Origin of the sequence: Pseudomonas sp. S30, assembly GCF_016518545.1 — a bacterium.
In the GTDB taxonomy this organism is placed as follows: Bacteria; Pseudomonadota; Gammaproteobacteria; order Pseudomonadales; family Pseudomonadaceae; genus Aquipseudomonas.
In genome coordinates, this window is sequence record NZ_JACVTO010000001.1 from 422,427 (window position 1) to 442,520 (window position 20,094).

Here is a 20,094-nt window from a genome sequence, read left to right on the forward strand (position 1 = left end):
TCATCCTCAGCGCATCTTGCCGTTGCGATCTGGCACGTCGGCCCAGGTAGGCGCCTGCAGCAAATCCTTCCAACGCTGGTAGAACGCCCGCGCGTTGCATTCGTTGAGCTGACCCTTGAACACGTTGCCAGGCAGTTCGCTGTCCTCGATACGGCTGTCCATCCCCAGCGCGACATACAGGTCTTGGTAGCGGGTGACCACGCCGCGGCTGGTCTTGGTGCAGTACTCCCAGTTTTCGCCATCGTCCATTTCAAACACACCAGTGGGCGAGAAGGTCATCATCGCGCCTCGGCGCCATTTGTCTTTGATGTCTTGTGGTGCGTTCTTGTTGACGATCACCCAGGTAAACAGCTCGATCTTGTGCGGCCCGCGTGGTTGCCAGATACGTACGGTGTTTTGACCAGGAAGGAAGGAGAAGTTGGGAAATACGGTGAATGAGGAAATCGCCCCAATCAGCTTCGAGCGGAACTCGCCCAGGCGCTCGGCCACCTTCGGCCGTAATACATGGAGGTACTTGTTGATCTCGCGCTCGCCAAGCGTCGCGGCGTTGCCCACGACATCGGTAGCAAACTCATAGCCATGACCGTTCCAGTTCACCGAGTAAGACTCAGGGAGCTCGCCTACGTTGGTCACCGGCCCGCCGAGCATGGCCTTGGCCGCCGAATCGTGGGTCCAGCCACCATGAAGGATGTCGCCGACGAAGTTTTCTGCAGCGATCTTCCAGTTGCATTCGATGGTGGAGCGGATACAGCCCCCGAGAAACTCGCTGCCGCCCTCGTCCATGTCGAGCATGACATCCAGGTACCAGGTCATCGGCCCCAGGTATTCCTCAAGGCTCGGCGCATCCGCCGCGAAGGTGGCGAACACCAGCCCTTTGTAGGTGGCCACCCGGGCCTCACGCAGGCCGTGTTTGCTCTTATCGAAGTGGCTCTCTTCGTAGCACTTGGATTCATGCATGCCGAGCAGACGCCCGCCGTCGGCGCCGAACGACCAACCGTGGTAATTACAGATGAAGCCGCGAGCGTTGCCGGCTTCGGCGAAGCACACCTTGTTACCACGGTGCGGGCAGGCATTGAGGAACACCTTCAGCGAGGTATCCTTCTGCCGCACCACCAGCACTTCGTCCTCGCCCATGCTGGTGGTCAGGTAATCACCAAACTTGGGAAGCTGGGACTCGTGGGCGACGAACAGCCAGCAGCGGGCGAAAATCTTTTCCAGTTCCTGGGCATAAATCTGCTCATCCCAAAAGACTTTGCCCGACAGGCGTCCTTCCTCCATATCGCAGATACGGTCGAGGTTATCGAGTGCTGGGGTGGTCTCGATGTTTCTCAGTGGAATGTACTTGTTGTTATCCATTGCTCAGACTCACAGTATTTCGGCTTCACACCGGGCTGTTCGCAGCCGCCAGCGCTTCTTCGGCTTCTTCGGCGGTGTCGGCATAGACCTCACGGTCAGTGACGATGACCTTGTAGGTGCGCAGGTGCTTCTCACAGGGGAAAGTCACGGCCTGGCCACTTGGCACATGGAACTGCCCCCAGTGCACCGGACAGGTGATCAGATCGTCTTCCAGGTCCCCCTCGGCCAGCGATGCCGTAGCGTGGGTGCACATGTCCGTGGTGGCGTAGAAGGTGCCATTTAGGTTGTATACGCATAGCGCATCACCACCATTCGGGTTGTCGACTTTCTTCAGCTCCCCGGGCGCCAGGTCATCACGTTGGCAGAGCAAAATGCGGCTCATGTTCGGCCTCCTTCAGTTGTACGAAGCCCAGGCCGGCTACCCAGGCAGGCACGGCCTCGTAGGCAATTACTTCGCCCTGTGGCCGATCCAGCGCCGCCATGGCGCAGACGAAATTGCGGATTTCCATCGCCCCGTTGCCGGCACGGCGGAGAATTTCTGCATCCGAGTAGGCGCACAGCGCCTGCAGGTCGCCATTGATCCCGTGACGCAAGATCTCCTGGTCGAAGTCTTCAGCTACCAGCCCCATCTCAACGGTGCCGACCCAGTGACTGATGCCGCCACTGCCGATGATGACTACCCGCTCGTGCTCAGCGAAACTTTCGACGGCAGCGCGAATTTGCCGCCCGAGGTCCGCCGCACGGGGCAATGTAATGTAAGGGTCAACGCCACAGGCCAGGTACACCGGGATGGTTGGCAATTCACGACCCAGCAATGCCTGGGCAGGCTTGACCACCAACTGGTGAGGGATGGAGAACGAATGGTCCACGGTGAAGCTGCGAGCCACGGTCCAGTCGATACCTTGCGCCTGTGCGTGTTCGACGATATGGCCTGCCAGGCGCTGATGGTTCGGCACTTGCTCGCGAGCCAGACCCGGCAAGCGATCAATCGGCCCGTCTACGTCGCCAGTACCGATGACATAGCGCGGCAGGCAGTGGGTTCCAAACAGAATGTAGTGGTCACAGCCGACAATGATCACCGAGGTTGGCTGCAACGCCGCAAGGCGTTCAGCGCACTGGTTGTAGGCGTCCCACACGGCTTCGCGCTGTGGTTCAGGCGGCGCATTCGGCGCCACGAACATTACTGGGTCATGCGGCATCCAGAAACCGCCAACGATCTTGCCCATTGCTCACCCCTTCAGCGCGGCGGAGAACCCCGCGCTTTGTTCATCGGTGCACCCCAACCGGCGCTTGTAGGTCGCCATGTCACGTTGTGGTGAGAGTTCCTGCCAGTAGCCCATGGTCAGCATCGGGCTGACGCCGGCGGTCTGCAGGCCTGCGACGTCGAACTCGAGAATCATCGCTGCCTCGTCTGCCTCAAGCGCGAAGCGCGCGAGGAAACCCGCCGGGTCCTGGCGAAAGCGGTCTTTTGCAGCGCGTTCGACGCACAGTTGCCAAAGCACCCGCTCCATTAGATTGCGGCTCATGGCACGTCACTCGCTGAGGAAGTTGCGCACGAGCGCAACGAACCGTCGAGGCTGCTCGCTCTGCACCCAGTGGCCGCAGCGACCAAACAGGTGCAGATCGGCGTCCGGAATGCTGTTGGCAATCAGCAGACCGCACTGGGGCGGTACCACACGGTCTTCACGACCGTGCACTACCAAAGTGGGGGCGGTGATCTTGGCCAACGCTGCCGCCGGGAAACCTTTGACGATGGTCAGTCCATCGGTTGCAGGCTGCGGTATGAGCTTGCGCAGTGCCTCCTGCGCGCCGGGACGGGCGCTGGCCTCATAGCGAGCCTGCACCATCTCGTCGCTAATGAGCTGTTGATCGTAGGGGAACAGCTTCATCAGCGCGCGCATGTTGTCCGGCGAAGGCTCGTACTCCCACGCACCACGCAGGCCTGCGGTCTGTTCGAACTCCCCTGCAGGGGTGCCCAGCAGTACTAGGCGGTCAACCCGGTCCGGGGCGAAAACCGCCAGGCCAACTGCCAGTGCACCCCCGAACGAATTGCCGACGAAGGAAGCCTTCTGGATATCCAGTGCGTCCATGATGCCGACTAGATGGTTGACCCACAGCTTGATGTCGTACTTGGTCCCTTCCTTGAACTCAGTGAAACCGAACCCGGCGATATCAGGAACAATCACGCGCCAACTATCGGAGAACGCGGGTACGGTTTTGGCCCAGTTGGCCCAGCCGGATACACCAGGACCTGAGCCATGCAGGAGGAACAGGGGGGCCCCCTTGCCGGCTTCGTGATAATTGGTTCTGTGCCCCGCTGCAAGCAAGGTCTTGGATTGGTCAGTCATCAAGCTCTCCGCCTTCAACATACAGTTGTGTATGTGCATGCTAGTGCCCCATGGAGCTTCGGTCAAAGGGTTTTTGGGCTCCAACGCCTTGCAGCCTGGGCTCCGCAGTAGGCGAGCCGTTCAGAACAAGTTAAAATCCTGAATGTCCTGAACCCACCTATTGCACTGAAATCAACCCTATCTACAAGGTCACAACATACATGTCAGTACGGAACAACCTTTCCCGCGAGGACTGGATCGCAGCGGCACAAAAGGTATTGATCAGCGGCGGCATCGATGCGGTGCGTATCGACACACTGGCTAAGGAAATGAAAATCACGCGCGGCAGCTTCTATTATCACTTCAAAAGCCGCGGCGAATTGCTGTCCGGGATCTTGGATGCTTGGAGGGCACAAGCGACCGAAGACGTCATCAAAAACTTACGTTCCGCTAACCACCAGCCCGTAGAGCAACTGCAATTGCTGCTGGAACTTCCACACCGTGGACAACGGGCCAAAGATGCCGCTGCCATTGAGCTGGCAATTCGCGCATGGGCGCGCCGCGACGCGCAGGCCCGCCAAGCAATGAATGAGGTCGACAGCCATCGCTTGACCTACATCGAGAGCCTCTTGCTACAGGCGGGAACATCGCCTGAAGAGGCGATGTCGCGCGCCAGGTTGGTGTATGCGTACCAGATCAGCATGTCGTTACTCGGGGACGATAAGGATCCCGACCATGCCAAGCGAACCGCTCAGATTGCTGCCATTCTCATACCTTCCTGAGAGAGCCTCGGTAAAGGTCCGCCCGGGATCAGTGCGCCCAATCACGATCGGTGGTGAAGTTAATGGTTAGCCAGCGATTGGGGCTTGCTTCACCTAGCGCATCCGCGATGTCATTCCGTAATGCATCCCAGGACTGCAACGTGCGTGCAGGTAACTCAGGCGGCACGATGAAGTGCAGCTCGATCTGCTGCGCGCGTCCCACCTTGGCGACATAGGCGGCAAAGTCAACAAACTGCTGATCGGCCACCACTTGCCCGGCGACCGCATCGACATGCTCCCTTAGCGTTGGCGGTGTCGCCATGAGGATCTCCAGGTAGGCATTGCGCACGGTCAGGAAAGGCATAGGTAAGAGGCAGCTGCAAATCACCACCAGCACAAACGGATCGATATACGGACCTAGCCACTGCCAATTGGTGCCCTCCACAGCAGCACCCAAGGTGAAGGCGATGAGCAGCGCCGACGATATGCTGCCTGACATGAGCCATGCCTTGGTATCCAACGCCAAAAAATCAGAGCGCAGGGGTGCATTCGCTTTGCATGTGATCCATGCCGACGAGAAACAGACCACAGAAGCAAGCAGCGCATAAACCAGTGCATAGCCAAACTCCAGGGACTGCCCGCCACCCAGCACCGTCATCACTGCACTCACCAGGGCGTACAAGATGACTCCGCAGAGTAGAATTCCGTTTAAGGCAAGCACCATAGGTTCAAGGTGCCAGAATCCCATGTTGAAACGCTCGGCAAGCCGACGGCTTGTGGTGCTGTCCGTCGTGTATCGCCGTATCAGCGTGGTCACTACCAGCGCTACCCCGCTCATTGCCGCATCAATTAGTGAGTAAAAGCCATCAAACACGATGGAAAACGAACCTGATACAAGCCCAAAAATGATGCCGAACAGGGCCACCACCAGGGTGGTGGCTATCGACCACTTAAGGACCCCTTGTTCAGTTTGCAGCAATCTAAGCACTGACTTACCTCCACCGGGTTGCGTTGTCGGCCCTGCCATTAGCCTGTCAGGGCCGGGGCAGCATCAGATTTTGATTGCCGGCTTCACTGTCGTTCGACTGCCCAGCAACATGAGCAAACCGACCAATACGCTAAAGCAAATCGCCGTTATCGATAGGGTGAAAATCGCCTGACGATCGTTACCTTCAATCGCAACAGACAGGATGGCGGGCGCCACCGCAGCGGCGGTAATTTGTACCAGTCCGACCAGCTTACCCAGATTGTTCTGAGGGTCATTCACTGCGACGCTGGCCATGTAGTAAGCCAACGCCAGAGTCCAGCCGAAGTTCATCAAAAACACTGCAAGCATCAGTTGCCAAGGCTGGTCGATACCTCTCGCCAACAGCGAGAATGCAAGCAAGACGATGACCGAGCCGAAGATGATCATGGGCGCCCTCCCCACCCTCCCGCCAAATACACTTGGCAGAGCAGCACCAGGCAGGCCACCCAGCAAGCCGATACTGATGGCTAGGCCGATATCGACCGACGAAATGCCCGCCTGCGCTCCAATGCCCTCAATGAAGCCCCAAAGGCTGTAGATCGCGATCTGCAGGAGCAACATGCCGATCAACGCGATGACACCGAGTCTGCTTGAGCCACTCGCACTGGCAAGCGTCTGCTCAGGCTCGCTCGAAATGAGGCGCCTGGGCACCGCCAAACAGGCCACGACCACGAGCAAGAACCAGGCACAGAGCATACCGACGGCCTGCACATACCCCTGGCTTTCCCAAACCGCAGGAAGCGCACCAGCCATGAGAGAAAACACTGCGGTTTGAAACAGTAGCAGGATGCCAAATGAGCGGTCCGGACCATACAAGCGACCAAGACTGAACACTGCCAATGAATAAAGAACCCCGGAGCACAGACCAGAGAGGGCTCTGAGTAGCAATGAGACGTCAAAGGTGAGGGCTGTCGCCATGAGGCTATTACTGATCAAAAGGCCAACGGAGAAAATTAATGCAATAGAGCGCAGCCCGAGTCGGTTGATCATTGGCAAACAGAGCAAAGTACCCACCATGGCCCCGCCCATTTCCGCTGAAATCATGAGACTTTGCTGAGAAAGGGTCAGTTCGAGCTGGGCGGCGACAAGGCCGACGAAGATCGGCTGTATGCCAATGGCAAGAATCGAAATGGCGGCGATGAAGATAAAGGCGCTACGCAGGCGCAGTGAATGGACACGCATAATCGCAAGGCTCCCAGGGTTGTTGTATTGTCAGGGGCAGTGAAACTATCCCGCCGGCATGAGATTCGTTGGGGCTATTATTTTCAGGCCTTGCTCAGAGGCCGCGACTCCGTCGCGGCGTCAGAGTGCATAGGTTCTAATCAGGCACAGGCTACGCTCAACGAGGTATTCGGCTCATTTTTTGATTGAGACAAGTGCTGAATGATGGCATGCATCATTCGGACGCTGTCCTGATCCAGGTCGGTCACCGCTTCCGGCAAGGAAGACTGTTTGACAATGACCGTTCGGCTTTGCGGATGAATGAACAGGTATTGACCATGCACACCACCGGCCATGATCGCTTGATCATTGAACACATACCATTGGCTTTTATATGACGCGCCAGGCGTCCATTTAGCAAAATTCGGATTGGCACCCAGTAGTTGAGGGTCGGCACCTTTGACAATGCGCTGAATGGTATCCGCAGAAATCAGCCGTTGGTCAGCGTGAACCCCGCCGTACGCAATCAGCCGTCCGAAGCGCGCCATGTCTCGCAGTGTGGCATTGAATCCCGCGCCGGCGACGTTGCGTCCCCATGAGTCGGCGATGAAGTAGCCATCCCGCTCGCAACCAAGCGCTGACCAAATCCGCCCCAGGCGAGTGGCGCAGGACTCGCCGGATACCCTTTCCAATACCCACGCCAAAACTTCAGTAGTTGCCGTAACGTAGTGGAAAAAACCGCCATGAAGGCGTTCCTTTTCCAAGGTTGGCAAGAATTGATACAAGGATTGATGGTTGATAGCACCTTCGATGGGAGCGTAAATGCCACACGCCCGGCCATACTGCGAGCTCTCCGACATTGGATCGTCGTAAACTTCGCTGAATTTGACCCCCACTGCCATGTCCAGTAGCTGGCTGATACTGGCATCAGCAAAAGCACTGTTCGCAAGTTCAGGAAGGTAAGCGCTGGTCAACTCCTGGGGGTTTAGCACGCCTTCGCTGATCAACTCTTCCGCCAGAAAACCGATCAGCGACTTGGTAACCGAGAACATGATATGACGATCAGTCGACACTTGCCCATTGGCATAGTACTCGAAACAGATATCGTCACCTTGTAGAACAATTAGGCCATCAGTGTGACTGGCACGTAAGTGCTGGCCGACGCTAATTGATTGATTGCAGACGCTCAGAAACTTGAGTTGTTCAAGTCCGACTGGACGCTCAGCCATTTTCGATGGCGGCTGCGTATTGCTCGGCACATCAATGGTAGGACGCAGGCGTGCCACATTTCGAAAGCCCCATTTGTTAAACGGCGGAAACATCCAGTTAACTTGGGTGACGCGAGAGGCCTCGCTCGCGGGAAATCCTGCCATGAGGTTTTGAGAAATGTCACTTGCATTCGCTGCGTTTGCCTGTTCATAGGCACGAGCGATGCCCTGCAGTTCCGTTTCAGCAGTAGTCATTTGTACTTGCTCTTGTTGTAGATTATTAAAATGCTCTAGCTCATTAGAGCTAATATTCGAAGCACACTCAGCGTTGCTGTCGTTGACGCCAGCCCACCAATGCCTCGACTGCGGCGCCGACGCGCATCACAGTTTGCTCGTCGTAAGTGTGCCCAATGATTTGCAAGCCAATCGGTACTCCGTGCGAAGCCATTCCCACAGGAACACTGAGTGCCGGATGGCGGCTAAGTACATTGAACGGATAAGTCATCGCGTTTTGCAGGATGTCCTCGACTCCTGATGATGCCCCTGCTGCAGGTGTCTTGTTTTGGGCTAAGGTAGGACAGATCATCACGTCGTACTTTTGCATGACGGTCAGGAAGTTGTTGCTCATCCGTTCAACATCATTAAAGGAGCTGACATATTCGTCGGCAGTAATAGCCTCGGAAATACTCATCGCTTCTCGTACGTAATCACTGACCAGATCATCACGCGCACCGACCGCCTGGCGAATCATCCGCCCGAGGAGAAACCACAGTTGTGTTCGACAGGTTGAAGCGACGTCGACCTGCCATGGCAAAGCAACTTCGTCAACATGAGCGCCATTTGCACGCAGCAGGTCTGCAACGTGACTGACGGTGGCGGCTGTCTCGCTACAGACATCGAAATAGCCAAGATCGGGGGAAATCGCGATACGCAGGCCGGCGATTGAATTGTATTCGGTGGGAATGGGCAAGGTCGGTATCGCGGCGGGGTCCAGCGGGTGGGAACCGCACAGCGCGTTGTATAGATGGGCGCAGTCGCGCACGCTTCGAGCAAGCGGACCATTGTGCACATTGGAAAGCAATGCCAGTTTTGGCTCTGTTCCGGGTACTCGGGCGTAACTCGGTTTGAGTCCTACGATGCCGCAATAGGCCGCGGGCATCCTGATCGATCCCGCCCCGTCGGAGCCCGAAGCGAGCGTACTGAATCCCGCCGCGACCGCTGCTGCGCTGCCACCGGATGAGCCACCGCAGGTGAACTGCCTGTTCCAGGGATTGTGTGTGATGCCGTACAGGGCCGAGCGTGTGAATGCCACGATGCAAAACTCAGGCACGTTGGTGCGCGCGTGAATGATGCCGCCAGCGTCAAGGATCCGCTGAGTGACGGGTGAAGGGTACTGATCCACCGCGCCGCTCAACAAGCTGGAACCTAAATCGGTTGAACTACCAAGTAAGTAGTGCTCGTTCTTTAGCGCAACGGTGATGCCTTCAAGTCGCCGGATGCCTTCTCCCAGCCGATAGCGTCGCTCAGATTCTCGAGCCTGGGCAAAAGCGGCATCGATGCGCTGCTCGCACAGCGCGTTAATCTCGGGCTCATGATGCTCGATTACGCGCACCTGGGCCGCAAGCACTTCCGTCGGTGATAGATCACCGCTGCGGAAGGCTCGCAACTGCTGATCGGCTGAAAGCAGTGCAAGCTGTTGATCGGACATCCCCGCCTCCTGAATTATTATTTGCAGGATTTATATGCCAACTATAATTTTATAGTGACTATAAGTTAAGGGCAAAAAATTACGTCTGTTTAAGACCGTTGAAAATCATTGACATCAAGCGCCGGATCATTTGCGAATGACCTTGCCAGTCGGGTTCTTCAGTCTGGCACAGGCGGAGCAACAACAGGTGCGAATAGTCATTGATCAACGACACTGCCATCTCGACGTCTGCGTCATGCCGCATCAGGCCCGATGCCCGCAATTGATCGAAGACTTGCCAAAGCTCTTTGACCAATGCGTCATTAAGCACTTTATAGGCATTCGGCAAGCCCTCCCCGCTGCCTGTGATGATCAACGGCAGCAATTCGGCCCAGAGCGGCGCCGGCAACGCTCCCATGACAAATTCGGTGATGATTTTCTCGACGGCGCAAAGAATTTCCACTGGATCGGTCATCTGCGCGATCGTTCTTTTGACGCTGGACAAAGCATGTTGATCAGCTGACTTGAGCGCTTCAAGGATGATTTCTTGCTTGGTGCCAAAGTAATTGAACACGGTAGGTGCAGACACACAGGCCGTCCTGGCGATCTGCTCGATCGTAGTCTGCTGATAACCCTGCGACGTGAACAATGCCATCGCCGCCTGGGTGATCGCAGCCCGCCGCTGCTCCTTTTGATACTCCCGCAATCCCGACACCGCTCCAGCCCTCTGCTGTTTGTGGACCGAGGATCTTAGCGCCTTTCGTAGTGGCGTGCATGATTCGGCTCGCGTGCAGGAAGGCAAACGCGACTGCGCAACCGCCCCACGTACAGCCCCAGGTGAGGCTGGAATCACATCCTTTGCATTCTGCATCACAGTAGCTCCAGCGTGTCCGCGGTTGCTTATAGTCGGTAAAGATTTTTATTGACACTAACAAATGTGTCAATAAATATTTACCCGTCTTCACGACATCCAGACAGGCTCACAACATCAAGAAGGCCTGCGCGCGCTTCACCAGCCTGGCACGCACAGGCCATTCCAAGCTGCCCAACAATTCTAAAATCAGCATTGGTGCCACATATGATTTCTGTTTACACGTCGACTCCTCGCCTGCTCCTGGGCGCCATCCCCGTGTTTCTGTCCAGCAGCCTCGCAGCCGCCCCGTTGATCCAAGAGGGGGCATTACAGGTTGAAACCACGCTCAGCGGATCAGCAGCGTGGATCCACTCCCATAACGCCAACTTCGGCCTGGGCCGGCTCGATTTGCGAAGCGGCAAGATCGACAACGAGACCAACAGTTGGCAAGAGTACGCCCTGCAGCCGGGCATCAATTTTAGCTACAAGTACAGCGAAGACTGGACGTGGCTAGGCGGGCTGTCGGTGGTTGCCAATACCACTCAAGGCGGCTCGGACCCTGGCGGATACACACGTAGTGGTGATGGACGTGCATCGGTGGAGCAGGCCTACCTAGGCTTTCAAACGGGGGCCTGGAAGGTGACTGGAGGCAGCCAGAGCTTTGTGGTCGGTAACGGCTTCATACTTGCAGACGGGAATGTGGACTCATTCGGCGAAGGTGGTTACTGGGCGGCTCCCCGCAGTACCTTCCGCGATGGACTGGTCGTGCAATGGCAAGGCTCTGGCTTGACGGCACAGGGTTTCTCGCTGCGCGCAAAACCGTACAACGGTGATGTTCGCTTCAATGGGGTCAACGTCGACTATCAGTGGGGCGATTACGCCCAGCTCGGAGCCATGGCGTTCAAGGTAGACTCTCTGGACTCCAGGCTCGACCGAGTTCAGCCTCGCGACGGCATGAAGGTATATAACGTTCGCGCACTGAATGCTCACCTTCCAGGCGCCGAGGCCCTGACCTTCAATGCCGAGGCTTCTGTCCAGAAAGGCACAAATGGGGCATACGACTATGATACGAAGGCTTGGTACGCCGGCGCCGCATATGAATTCTCTTCATTGGCTTATCCGACTACGCTTTCTTACCGCTATGCAAGCTTTTCCGGTGATGGTGACCCCTCTGACACCAAGCTCTCTGGCTGGGATGCCTTGAGCAAAGGCTACACCGATTGGGGAACCTGGCTGATTGGTGACGTAGTTGGCAACTATGTCTTGTTCAACAGCAACGAAAACGTTCACTCCGTTCAGCTTAAAACTGCTCTGTCGCAGGCCTTCACCGTGGGTGCGCTTCATCATCAGTTCAGCTTGGACAAGAAGAACTATCAAGGTATTCCTGTTTCTGACAAACTTTTTGCTGACGAATCCACTGTCTACTTGCAGTGGACACCGGACGCTCATTGGTTTGTGGTGGCTGCTTATAACTTCGCCACCCCAAAGGCTGCAGCGAAGCAGGCATTGGGCAATGATGACTTCGACTCCTTTGAACTGTATGCAGCATTCAAATATTGAGCTTTTTGGCAAGTAGCCTGCGTCAGGAGCAAACACACATGAAACAGATGCATCTAAGTTCTATTGGAAGTCGACACTCGCCCACGATTGCTACCAAAACGGTCCTCCTTCTATCTGGCAGTATGACGATCATGGGTTCAGTCATGGTAGCGCCCGTCATTCCTCAAATTATTGCGCATTTTTCGGGCAATGAAGGTGCTGCATTGCTGGTTCAACTTGCCATCACCGGCCCTGCGCTGGCGATAAGTGTGTTCTCCCCCTTGGCCGGGATGCTGGCAGATGTGGTCGGTCGAAAGCGATTGCTGGTTCTGGCTACATTTTTTTATGCCTTCTTAGGCGCAGCACCGACCCTCATCCAGCATCTGCCCTGGTTGGTCGCCACTCGTGTTTTATTCGGCGTTGCCGAAGCGGTTGTCATGACTTGTGTCATGACGTTGATTGGAGAGTACTGGCAAGGCTCACAGCGCCTGGGCGTGATTAATCTTCAGGTCATCACCATCGGGTTGATCGGAACAGCACTTTACCTTCTCGGTGGATGGGTCGGTGAAGACGAGTGGCGGAACCCCTTTTTGCTATACCTTGTGCCGATCCTGCTCATTCCACTGATGAAGCGCTTTCTATTCGAGCCAGAACGCCCTTATACCGGGAAGCATCCGAGCAGCCAGGTGCAGCACGCCCTCAAGTGGAAGCCGCTTCTCAGTGGATACTCTGCGATTTTCTTCGGCATGATCCTTGCTTTCGTAGTTCCTATCCAGTCACCCTTTCTACTCATGAGCCTGGGCATTCATTCAACACTAGACTTCGCCGCCTTATCAGCCTGGAGTCTTTTCATCAGCCTGGCCGGTTCGTTGATATGGCCCTACATGCTCCGCCATCTGGGTGTCGCCGTCACTCACGGGGTGACGTTCATCCTGTTCAGTGGCGCGATCTGGTTGATGTGTCGAGCTGACAGCTATCAGGCAATGCTGGTTGCCGTCACGCTCCATGGGGTGGCGTGCGGTATCTTCCCGCCAAATGCAATGGCGCCGGTCATGGCTTCCCTCACCGATCAAACACGCGCAAAAGGGATGGGCTGTTTTACCAGCTTGCTCTACTTTGGCCAATTCCTGAGCCCTGTATTGGTTGCCATACTCGTAAGATTAAACACGGATTTACGCGCTGGTTTGAACGCATTAGCGATTATCTCCGTTTTTTACGCAGCGGCGTGGATCGCAGCTGCAGTCATGGCGCGGTTCAGCAGTAGCATCCATCAACAGCTCGGTCTTTGACACCAGTAGCGGTCAGCTAGCGCTGACCGCCCTTATTCTGAGCAACAATTGGTTATGCGTTTTTCCGAGAAGCATCGCGAGCATGTGGTACTAATTGCTGGTGAGTTGAATGACCTCGTTTGAGTATTTTCCGTATTCTTTCTCGAATTGCGCGCATGAATGTTGATGGCATCGTCAATTGCAGCCGAGCGCCACGAAGCACGTAACCCAACCATATTCACCGTTACGATACCAAGTCACTTACAGGAGCGGCTTCAGGGAGGCATCAGCCATCTTGAGGAAAAGCCTCCATCAAGCTGATACTGGAGTTACTGCTTGGGAGGCGAAAAATGCAACCAAGATTCGTTCTTTTTCCGGCTGTACCATCTCGCACGGAGTCATTTCGGTCAGGTATTCTTTAATATGCTCGAACCGTCTCTGAGGGTCTCGACATCTACGACAATCAAGAGAAAACACGGCTCAATAGAGGCGTTCCGACTCGCGATCTGGGCACGGTCATTTGCGAGAGATGAACGCTGAGGCCGTTAACCCCGACGCGCCATTCCTGTGCGAGGATGTGAGTGAACCGGTATACTTGCAAGCCAGCCCAGAATAGTTGCCATATTGCGCACACTGGATGCTGATACTTTGAGATGCCCCAGGCAGGCAAAAAACGGGTAGGCTACATCCATCCGCTTCAGGCAGTGACCACGAAGAGAGATTGCTTCATTCTCTGCCATTATTCAGGAGATGAGATGGCCCTCCCCCCTTTACACGCCTTCAAGGTATTTGAAAGCGTTGCACGTCTAGGTAGCCTGTCGAGCGCGGCAGTCGAACTGCATGTCACGACTGGTGCTGTTAGCCAGCAGCTCAAAGCCTTGCAGGCCACTTTGGACGTCGAGCTGTTCTCAAAGCATGGTCGACAACTTGTTCTCACACCTAGTGGTCGTCGGCTACAAGAAAGGGTGGCCAAAGCGATGAACGAGATTGCGGAAGCGGTAGGCGAACTTCGTGGTACTCACGCCCACCGAGAGGTCATTGAGATTACCTTGTCCACTCCCCCATTCGAAGGCACCGAGTGGTTAGTATCGCCATTGTTACGGTTCATGGCCGAATCCGACTCGGTGAAAGTCACTGTGGTAACGGCGCCCAAAATGGCGCAGGTAGATTGGAAACGTGCGGACATGGCAGTGGTTTACGGAGCACCACCTTGGCCTGGTTATTGGTGGCGACTTCTACATGGGATTGACATTATACCCGTATGCAGCCCTTCGTTCCTTGAAGGGCCACTCGCTATACATAGTGCGGAAGACCTAGCCAAACACCGTTTACTCCATGAGGACGATGGGAGCCTATGGAAGAGGTGGCTGGCTGAAGCAGGCCTTAACAGGACTTGTTTCGAAGACGTTCACTTCGAAGATTTCGGACTGGTTCTACAGGCAGCCCGTGATGGTTTCGGTGTCGCGCTCAGCGACGAGGTAATATCCGCTCGCGACCTTAGAGAAGGGAAGTTGGTCTGTCCTCTACCCAACTCAGTACCAGCTACATTGAACTATTACATTGTCTGCACTGAGAACATGCGAGAACGCCCGGAGATCAGAGCGTTCATCGAGAGCTTGCTGAAGATTGTGGATAAATCGGTTTAGTAGCCGTATCCACGACCGTCAGAGAACTGAATATCAGTCAAAATACTGATGTTATCCTCTACTTTGTATACCTTTGAGCTTTTAATCAACTCTGGATCACTGAAGTCCTGACTTTTACTGCTGCCCGCCTGTATTTCAATCATTTTATTCCGTATCGCAACTACAGACTCGTAGGTCATCGCTGGAACTTTTGTTGGATTTTCATCAGCATGCGCACCATAGATTGCGGTTTTCGGGTTGATGATCTCAAGAGTAGCGTTAAGCGACGAAACATAGTCCTTCACATTTCCAGCCAAAAGCCAAGAAGGATAAAGGTGGTCACCCGACAGGAGAACATTGTGAGCTTCGTCGAAAAGCGCCACCTCATCTTGCGTATGGCCAGGAACGCTTATCAAACGGACTTTAAGCCCCCCAAGATCTATGTTTTCATTTGGCTTAATCAGGCGAGACACTTTAAACGGGGGAACCGTCATATGATCAATGTTACCCAGATAAACTGGCTCTGGGACGTGATACAGGCCATCCCGCTGCTTGAATTTTCGGGTAAATGGAGTATCTACTAGGTAAATAATCTGAAAGTTATGAAGCCCGCCAAGGTGATCAAAATGCAAATGAGAAGGCAACACCGCAAGAGGCTTGTTAGTGATTCGCTTTGCCACTTCCGTGATATTTTCTTGCTGATTGGCACCCGCATCAAACATCAGGGCCTGCTTATCCCCCACTAATAAATATGAATAATTTTTTTGGTAATAGTTGGGTTCACCAATGGCATAAAGATAATCTGATAGCTTGTGCACAACAAACGCAGGCGCGCTTGGCTTTGTAACACCTTCAGCCTGAACGCCTCCAGATGTAGCGGAGATAAAAATCGATGTCAAGGCCAGTATTTTCGATAGCTTGTGCACGAGACAATTATCCTCAAAATTATTGTTAAACAAGGGGGCCGGCGTACCAAGCATATCAAGCCTTCCCGACCAGGAAACATCAATGCATATTTTCTGAAATATCATAGTTTAAAAAAACTGAACAAAATCTATTCATGGGCTGCGGTCAAGAAGTGACTAATTTTTTCTGGGAAAAACCGTAACGCGATTGCCACTACTAATAATATTCAGCGGTGCAATGGATATTATCCACAGGTAAGCCACCCGGTAGAGTCATTGATAGAACCGACCCACATCGGAATCACTATACCACTGAGTTCTCCGGGCAGGTAGCCCTTGCCACAGGAGCTGCATCAGGCATGGGGCTGGCAACAGCTCGTGCTTTTGACGAAGCAAGAGCTTCGGCTGCTCTGGCTGATATTAATGACATTGCCCTCGAATCAGTGATTCAGCAATTGACGGATGCCGGTTACCGAGTGATTGGTGCGCCTGGTGATATATCGGACGAGGCATATGTCAAATCGATGGTTGAGAAAACCGTCGCATCCTTTGGAAGATTAGACATGGCATTCAACAACGCAGGCATCCAAAGTCCCGCCGTCGAAACTGCCGATGTCACAAGTGAGGTATTCGACCGAATAAACGCCATCAACCTTCGTGGTGTATGGCTTTGCATGAAGTACCAGCTAGCTGAGATGCGAAAGCAGGGCTCCGGAGCTATCGTCAACAACTCCTCACTTGGCGGCCTGGTCGGAGTACCAGGCCGAGCTGCTTATCATGCCGCCAAGCATGGCCTATTGGGCATGACCAAGAGCGCGGCACTTGAATATGCTGCCCAAGGCATTCGCATCAACGCAATATGCCCAGGAATCATCGAGACACCGATGGTCACTGATATGCTCAAGGGTGAAACGGAAATAATGAACGACATGATGAAGGATGTACCTATCCGACGTCTGGGCACAGCTAAAGAAATCGCTGATGCTGTGCTCTGGCTTTGTAGCACTGCCTCAACCTTCATCGTTGGAGTCGCTTTGCCTATTGATGGCGGCTACATCGCACGCTGAGCAAGCGAGATTGATTCGGGCGCCCATCGCGGGGTTTGCACCGTGTCGATCTAACCAGCCGGGTGCTCAGCGTTACGTTGACGAACGAGGCACCCGGTCTGACTCGCATAGCTATGGAGCTGCGTGGAGACGATTACATGATTGTGCATCCCGTTCAGGCGCCTGCGACTGCCTACCCAGCTACCAAGACTAGCCGGCCTAACATGGGAGTGCAAAAAATTTCTAGCCCACACCACTCAATAGAAAAAACTTTCTAAAAAATCCTGATAGTCATTTGAATTAAGCAAAGCACCAACACTTCATTCATCATATATTTTTCTCGAAGCAACATACTCCAGCATCGAGATTAATCGGGCGCTGGCTTAAATAAAAACTCTTCAGGGCTTATACCGTTATGATTAAAAAGTTTGGCAAAGAAACCGCTTACCTGCTCATTGATGTACAAAAGGGCGTAAATGACTTGAGCCATTGGGGCGGGCCAACAGGCCGTCGCAACAACCCAGACGCCGAACCAAATATGGCCGCTGTGTTGGCAGAATGGCGTCGAGCGGGCCTGACTGTTATCTATACCCAACATGACTCTCGCCAGAAAGTATCGCCACTGAAGATCAGTCAGCCAGGTGGCGCATTCATGGATGAATTGCTCCCAAATCCTGGCGAGCTGATCATCTGGAAGGACGTGAACAGCTCCTTCATCGGTACTACACTGGAGCTAGAGTTGCGCCGTCGTGGTATTACTCGGTTGGTCATCACTGGTTTCTTCACCAACTACTGCGTTGAAACAACCGTTCGCATGGCCGGTAATATGGGCTATGATACTTACCTGATGCACGACGGCTGCGCCACTACCAACCAAATTGGTATCGACGGAGTCGACCATGACCCTGAGACCATTCATAGTCTCTCCATAACCAGCATGAACGGTGAGTTCTGCACGACTCTGGATCACAACCAGGTGCTGGGCCTGTTGGAAGTGGATAACGCCAATCTCAATCGCATCCAACGCAACGAATAACTTACATCCTAGTAGGCGCAGGTGACGAAAGCACCTACTGATCAGGGATAGGCAAACGGTGAGTGTCTTTGATTTCTCTCAACGCCAAGCTGGAATGGATAGATGATATTCCAGGCTGTGTTCGGAGAACCTTTTCAACGAACTCACCGTATGCATCCAGATCCGCAGCTACAATCTGCAAAATATAATCAGCATCACCAGTTACTTTATGACACGACAATACGTAGGGGTTATCTCGCATTACCTCTTCGAAATCATCAGCAGCTTTATCCGTGTGCATGTTAAAGCTGATCTGAACAAACGCCGTTAAATTCAGCCCAATCGCCCTTCGACTGATAGTCGCCTCATACCCCGTTATTACCCTCTCATCTTCCAGTCGCTTTCTTCGCCTCCAGGTAGGCGTTGTACTAAGCGATAGCTTTTCGCCAACAGCGATGCTGGACATTGTCCCATCGGCTTGCAGCAGGCGAAGCATTGAACGATCAACGTTATCGAGGGTGATCCTACTCATTTCTGAAGCCCACACCGCAGTAATTTTTCACCTGACGACCTTATTGCGCAAAAAATAATTCGTCAAGCAAAACCACCTCTAGGATCCGGTTGATCAGACGCAAGCGCGCCAAAGCTGTCATACTTTCGCGCAAAATAATTCCTGATTACACACAAACACCAGAAAACATTTGCTCAAATGCTCATGGCCTGCCCTAAGTTAGCAAAGTATTTCCAGCTCACTTGAGCGAGCATTACATCGCTGCAAGATAAAAACCAAAGAATCAGCGACCGCGATGCTCCCGCGAAGCGGCAATTGAGCCTGCCCAACAAAACTTTTCGACAAGAAAGAGGCTGAGCATGGAACCACATCCAATTACTCAGAATGACACCACTCATACCGACCCTCACCTGAAGCGAGCGCTCACCAACCGACATATTCAGTTTATCTCCATCGGAGGCGCCATCGGAACAGGATTATTCATGGGTTCCGGTAAGGTAATCGCTCTGTCCGGAACATCTATTATCCTCGTGTACATTATTGTAGGCTTCTTCCTTTTTTTCATCATGCGCGCTATGGGCGAACTGTTGTTGAGTGACCTCAGATTCAGGTCATTTGCAGACGTTGTTGCCCACTACTTGGGCCCCCGTGCAGGGTTTATGTTGAGCTGGTCATACTGGCTGAGCTGGAGCGTCGCAGTGATTGCTGATGTCATTGTGGTCGCGGGTTTCTTCCAGTTCTGGTTTCCGGATGTCCCGACCTGGGCAACGGCAAGCGTAACCATGGGGCTGCTGCTGATCCTCAATATGCTAGCGGTTAAGCTTTTTGGTGAGGTTGAGTTCTGGTTTGCGATCATCAAAATCGTGGCCATCGTGGCGATGATCATGACCGCATTTATCTTGATAGGAATGTCCTACCAGTCCCCTGAGGGTGTCACAGCATCCCTGAACAACCTGTTCGAGAAAGGCTCGATGCTGCCTCACGGAATCAGCGGTTTCTTCGCCGGCTTCCAGATCGCCATCTTCTCCTTCGCAGGCACAGAGCTGATCGGCACCACCGCTGCCGAAGCCAAAAATCCGGAACGCAATCTCCCCAAGGCGATCAACACGATCCCGTTCCGAATCCTGATCTTCTACGTGCTGTCCCTAGCCTGCATCATCAGTGTGACGTCCTGGAGCCATGTGCCGGCAGACCGCAGCCCCTTCGTAGAGCTCTTTTTGTTTGCTGGTTTCCCAGCTGCTGCGGGGATCATCAACTTTGTCGTTCTCACCTCTGCGGCCTCTTCGGCCAATAGCGGCGTATATGCGAGCTGCAGGATGCTTTTCGGCCTGGCGCTGCGCCGCTCGGCTCCAGCATTTTTCGCCAAGCTGTCGCGTGCTGGCGTTCCGGTGATGGGGGTGGCTTTTACAGGGATAGCGATGTTCTGCGGATTGTGCCTGCTGGTGATGTTCCCGAACGTCATGGAGCTGTTCACGCTGATTTCCACCGTCTCAGCGATTCTGAATCTGTACATTTGGATGATGATCCTGCTCGGCTATCTGGCTTACCTAAAAAAGGCACCAGAGCTTCACGAGGCGAGCATCTTCAAGATGCCTGGCGGTCGGGCTACAGTTGCTGCATGCCTGAGCTTCCTACTGTTCGGGGTGTGGGTGCTTTCTCTTCAGCCCGACACACGTATGGCGCTGTACGTGATGCCCCTGTGGTTCATCTTCCTGTTCTTCTCATACCGCTCTAAGAAAGCTGATGTCGATCCATCAGCCTATCGGGCAGTGAACTGACTCAAGGGCCCCCTTCCGCGAAGGGGG

19 protein-coding genes are annotated in these 20,094 nt (G+C 54.1%); 7 read left to right on the forward strand and 12 right to left on the reverse strand.

All coding sequences use genetic code 11. The features are described from left to right. Nucleotides 1-6: 6 nt before the first annotated feature. From IAE34_RS01920 to IAE34_RS01940, 5 genes are read right to left on the reverse strand one after another with little or no spacing between them, the layout of a single operon-like run. Nucleotides 7-1,356 (reverse strand): SRPBCC family protein, encoded by a 1,350-nt coding sequence (locus IAE34_RS01920; RefSeq protein WP_200137163.1) that lies wholly within the window; start codon nt 1,354-1,356, stop codon nt 7-9. A 25-nt stretch (nt 1,357-1,381) separates the two neighbouring features. Further along, nucleotides 1,382-1,738, reverse strand: coding sequence for a non-heme iron oxygenase ferredoxin subunit (locus IAE34_RS01925; RefSeq protein ID WP_200137164.1), 357 nt, complete (start codon nt 1,736-1,738; stop codon nt 1,382-1,384). Next, complete coding sequence (locus tag IAE34_RS01930; protein ID WP_200137165.1) at nt 1,710-2,582, reverse strand: protocatechuate 3,4-dioxygenase; 873 nt, start codon at nt 2,580-2,582, stop codon at nt 1,710-1,712. Before IAE34_RS01930 ends, IAE34_RS01925 begins: the two co-directional genes overlap by 29 nt. 3 nt (nt 2,583-2,585) lie before the next feature. Beyond that, nucleotides 2,586-2,882: an extradiol ring-cleavage dioxygenase gene (locus tag IAE34_RS01935; protein ID WP_233630870.1), complete on the reverse strand. Its 297-nt coding sequence runs from the start codon at nt 2,880-2,882 to the stop codon at nt 2,586-2,588. A gap of 6 nt (nt 2,883-2,888) precedes the next feature. After that, nucleotides 2,889-3,704: an alpha/beta fold hydrolase gene (locus IAE34_RS01940; RefSeq protein ID WP_200137166.1), complete on the reverse strand. Its 816-nt coding sequence runs from the start codon at nt 3,702-3,704 to the stop codon at nt 2,889-2,891. A gap of 200 nt (nt 3,705-3,904) precedes the next feature. Between IAE34_RS01940 and IAE34_RS01945 the strand changes: the two genes are divergently transcribed. Beyond that, the gene (locus IAE34_RS01945; RefSeq protein WP_200137167.1) at nt 3,905-4,465 is read left to right on the forward strand and encodes a TetR/AcrR family transcriptional regulator; all 561 of its coding nucleotides are present in this window, start codon (nt 3,905-3,907) and stop codon (nt 4,463-4,465) included. Nucleotides 4,466-4,493: 28 nt separating this feature from the next. Here the strand turns inward: IAE34_RS01945 and IAE34_RS01950 are convergent, their stop codons facing one another. The 5 genes from IAE34_RS01950 to IAE34_RS01970 form a co-directional block, all read right to left on the reverse strand. After that, the gene (locus tag IAE34_RS01950) at nt 4,494-5,471 is read right to left on the reverse strand and encodes a cation transporter (RefSeq protein ID WP_200137168.1); all 978 of its coding nucleotides are present in this window, start codon (nt 5,469-5,471) and stop codon (nt 4,494-4,496) included. Nucleotides 5,472-5,495: 24 nt separating this feature from the next. Next, the gene (locus IAE34_RS01955; protein WP_200137169.1) at nt 5,496-6,653 is read right to left on the reverse strand and encodes an MFS transporter; all 1,158 of its coding nucleotides are present in this window, start codon (nt 6,651-6,653) and stop codon (nt 5,496-5,498) included. A gap of 140 nt (nt 6,654-6,793) precedes the next feature. Further along, nucleotides 6,794-8,095, reverse strand: a complete 1,302-nt coding sequence (locus tag IAE34_RS01960) for a serine hydrolase domain-containing protein (protein WP_200137170.1) — start codon at nt 8,093-8,095, stop codon at nt 6,794-6,796. A gap of 67 nt (nt 8,096-8,162) precedes the next feature. After that, nucleotides 8,163-9,548: an amidase gene (locus tag IAE34_RS01965; RefSeq protein ID WP_200137171.1), complete on the reverse strand. Its 1,386-nt coding sequence runs from the start codon at nt 9,546-9,548 to the stop codon at nt 8,163-8,165. Nucleotides 9,549-9,627: 79 nt separating this feature from the next. Continuing rightward, entirely contained in the window at nt 9,628-10,398 is a 771-nt protein-coding gene (locus tag IAE34_RS01970) for a TetR/AcrR family transcriptional regulator (RefSeq protein WP_233630871.1), read from the reverse strand. A 207-nt stretch (nt 10,399-10,605) separates the two neighbouring features. Between IAE34_RS01970 and IAE34_RS01975 the strand changes: the two genes are divergently transcribed. The 3 genes from IAE34_RS01975 (at nt 10,606) to IAE34_RS01985 (ending at nt 14,833) form a co-directional block, all read left to right on the forward strand. After that, a complete protein-coding gene (locus IAE34_RS01975; protein WP_200137172.1) occupies nt 10,606-11,940 on the forward strand; it encodes a hypothetical protein in 1,335 nt (444 codons plus the stop codon). A 38-nt stretch (nt 11,941-11,978) separates the two neighbouring features. After that, nucleotides 11,979-13,208, forward strand: coding sequence for an MFS transporter (locus IAE34_RS01980; RefSeq protein ID WP_200137173.1), 1,230 nt, complete (start codon nt 11,979-11,981; stop codon nt 13,206-13,208). Between the two features lie 734 nt (nt 13,209-13,942). Then, the gene (locus IAE34_RS01985) at nt 13,943-14,833 is read left to right on the forward strand and encodes a LysR substrate-binding domain-containing protein (protein ID WP_200137174.1); all 891 of its coding nucleotides are present in this window, start codon (nt 13,943-13,945) and stop codon (nt 14,831-14,833) included. On the opposite strand, the gene IAE34_RS01990 is transcribed toward IAE34_RS01985, so the two are convergent. After that, the gene (locus IAE34_RS01990) at nt 14,830-15,738 is read right to left on the reverse strand and encodes an MBL fold metallo-hydrolase (protein WP_325100960.1); all 909 of its coding nucleotides are present in this window, start codon (nt 15,736-15,738) and stop codon (nt 14,830-14,832) included. The genes IAE34_RS01985 and IAE34_RS01990 overlap by 4 nt on opposite strands. A 254-nt stretch (nt 15,739-15,992) precedes the next feature. Here IAE34_RS01990 and IAE34_RS01995 point away from each other — a divergent pair, with 254 nt between their 5' ends. Beyond that, complete coding sequence (locus IAE34_RS01995; protein ID WP_325100966.1) at nt 15,993-16,784, forward strand: SDR family oxidoreductase; 792 nt, start codon at nt 15,993-15,995, stop codon at nt 16,782-16,784. Nucleotides 16,785-17,178: 394 nt separating this feature from the next. Continuing rightward, nucleotides 17,179-17,799, forward strand: coding sequence for a cysteine hydrolase family protein (locus tag IAE34_RS02000; RefSeq protein WP_200137177.1), 621 nt, complete (start codon nt 17,179-17,181; stop codon nt 17,797-17,799). A 34-nt stretch (nt 17,800-17,833) separates the two neighbouring features. On the opposite strand, the gene IAE34_RS02005 is transcribed toward IAE34_RS02000, so the two are convergent. Continuing rightward, on the reverse strand, nt 17,834-18,310 hold the full coding sequence (locus IAE34_RS02005) for an Lrp/AsnC family transcriptional regulator (protein WP_200137178.1): 477 nt from the start codon (nt 18,308-18,310) through the stop codon (nt 17,834-17,836). 338 nt (nt 18,311-18,648) lie between these two features. On the opposite strand from IAE34_RS02005, the gene IAE34_RS02010 reads away from it, so the two are divergent. Then, the gene (locus tag IAE34_RS02010; RefSeq protein ID WP_200137179.1) at nt 18,649-20,067 is read left to right on the forward strand and encodes an amino acid permease; all 1,419 of its coding nucleotides are present in this window, start codon (nt 18,649-18,651) and stop codon (nt 20,065-20,067) included. The last annotated feature ends 27 nt before the right edge of the window (nt 20,068-20,094 follow it).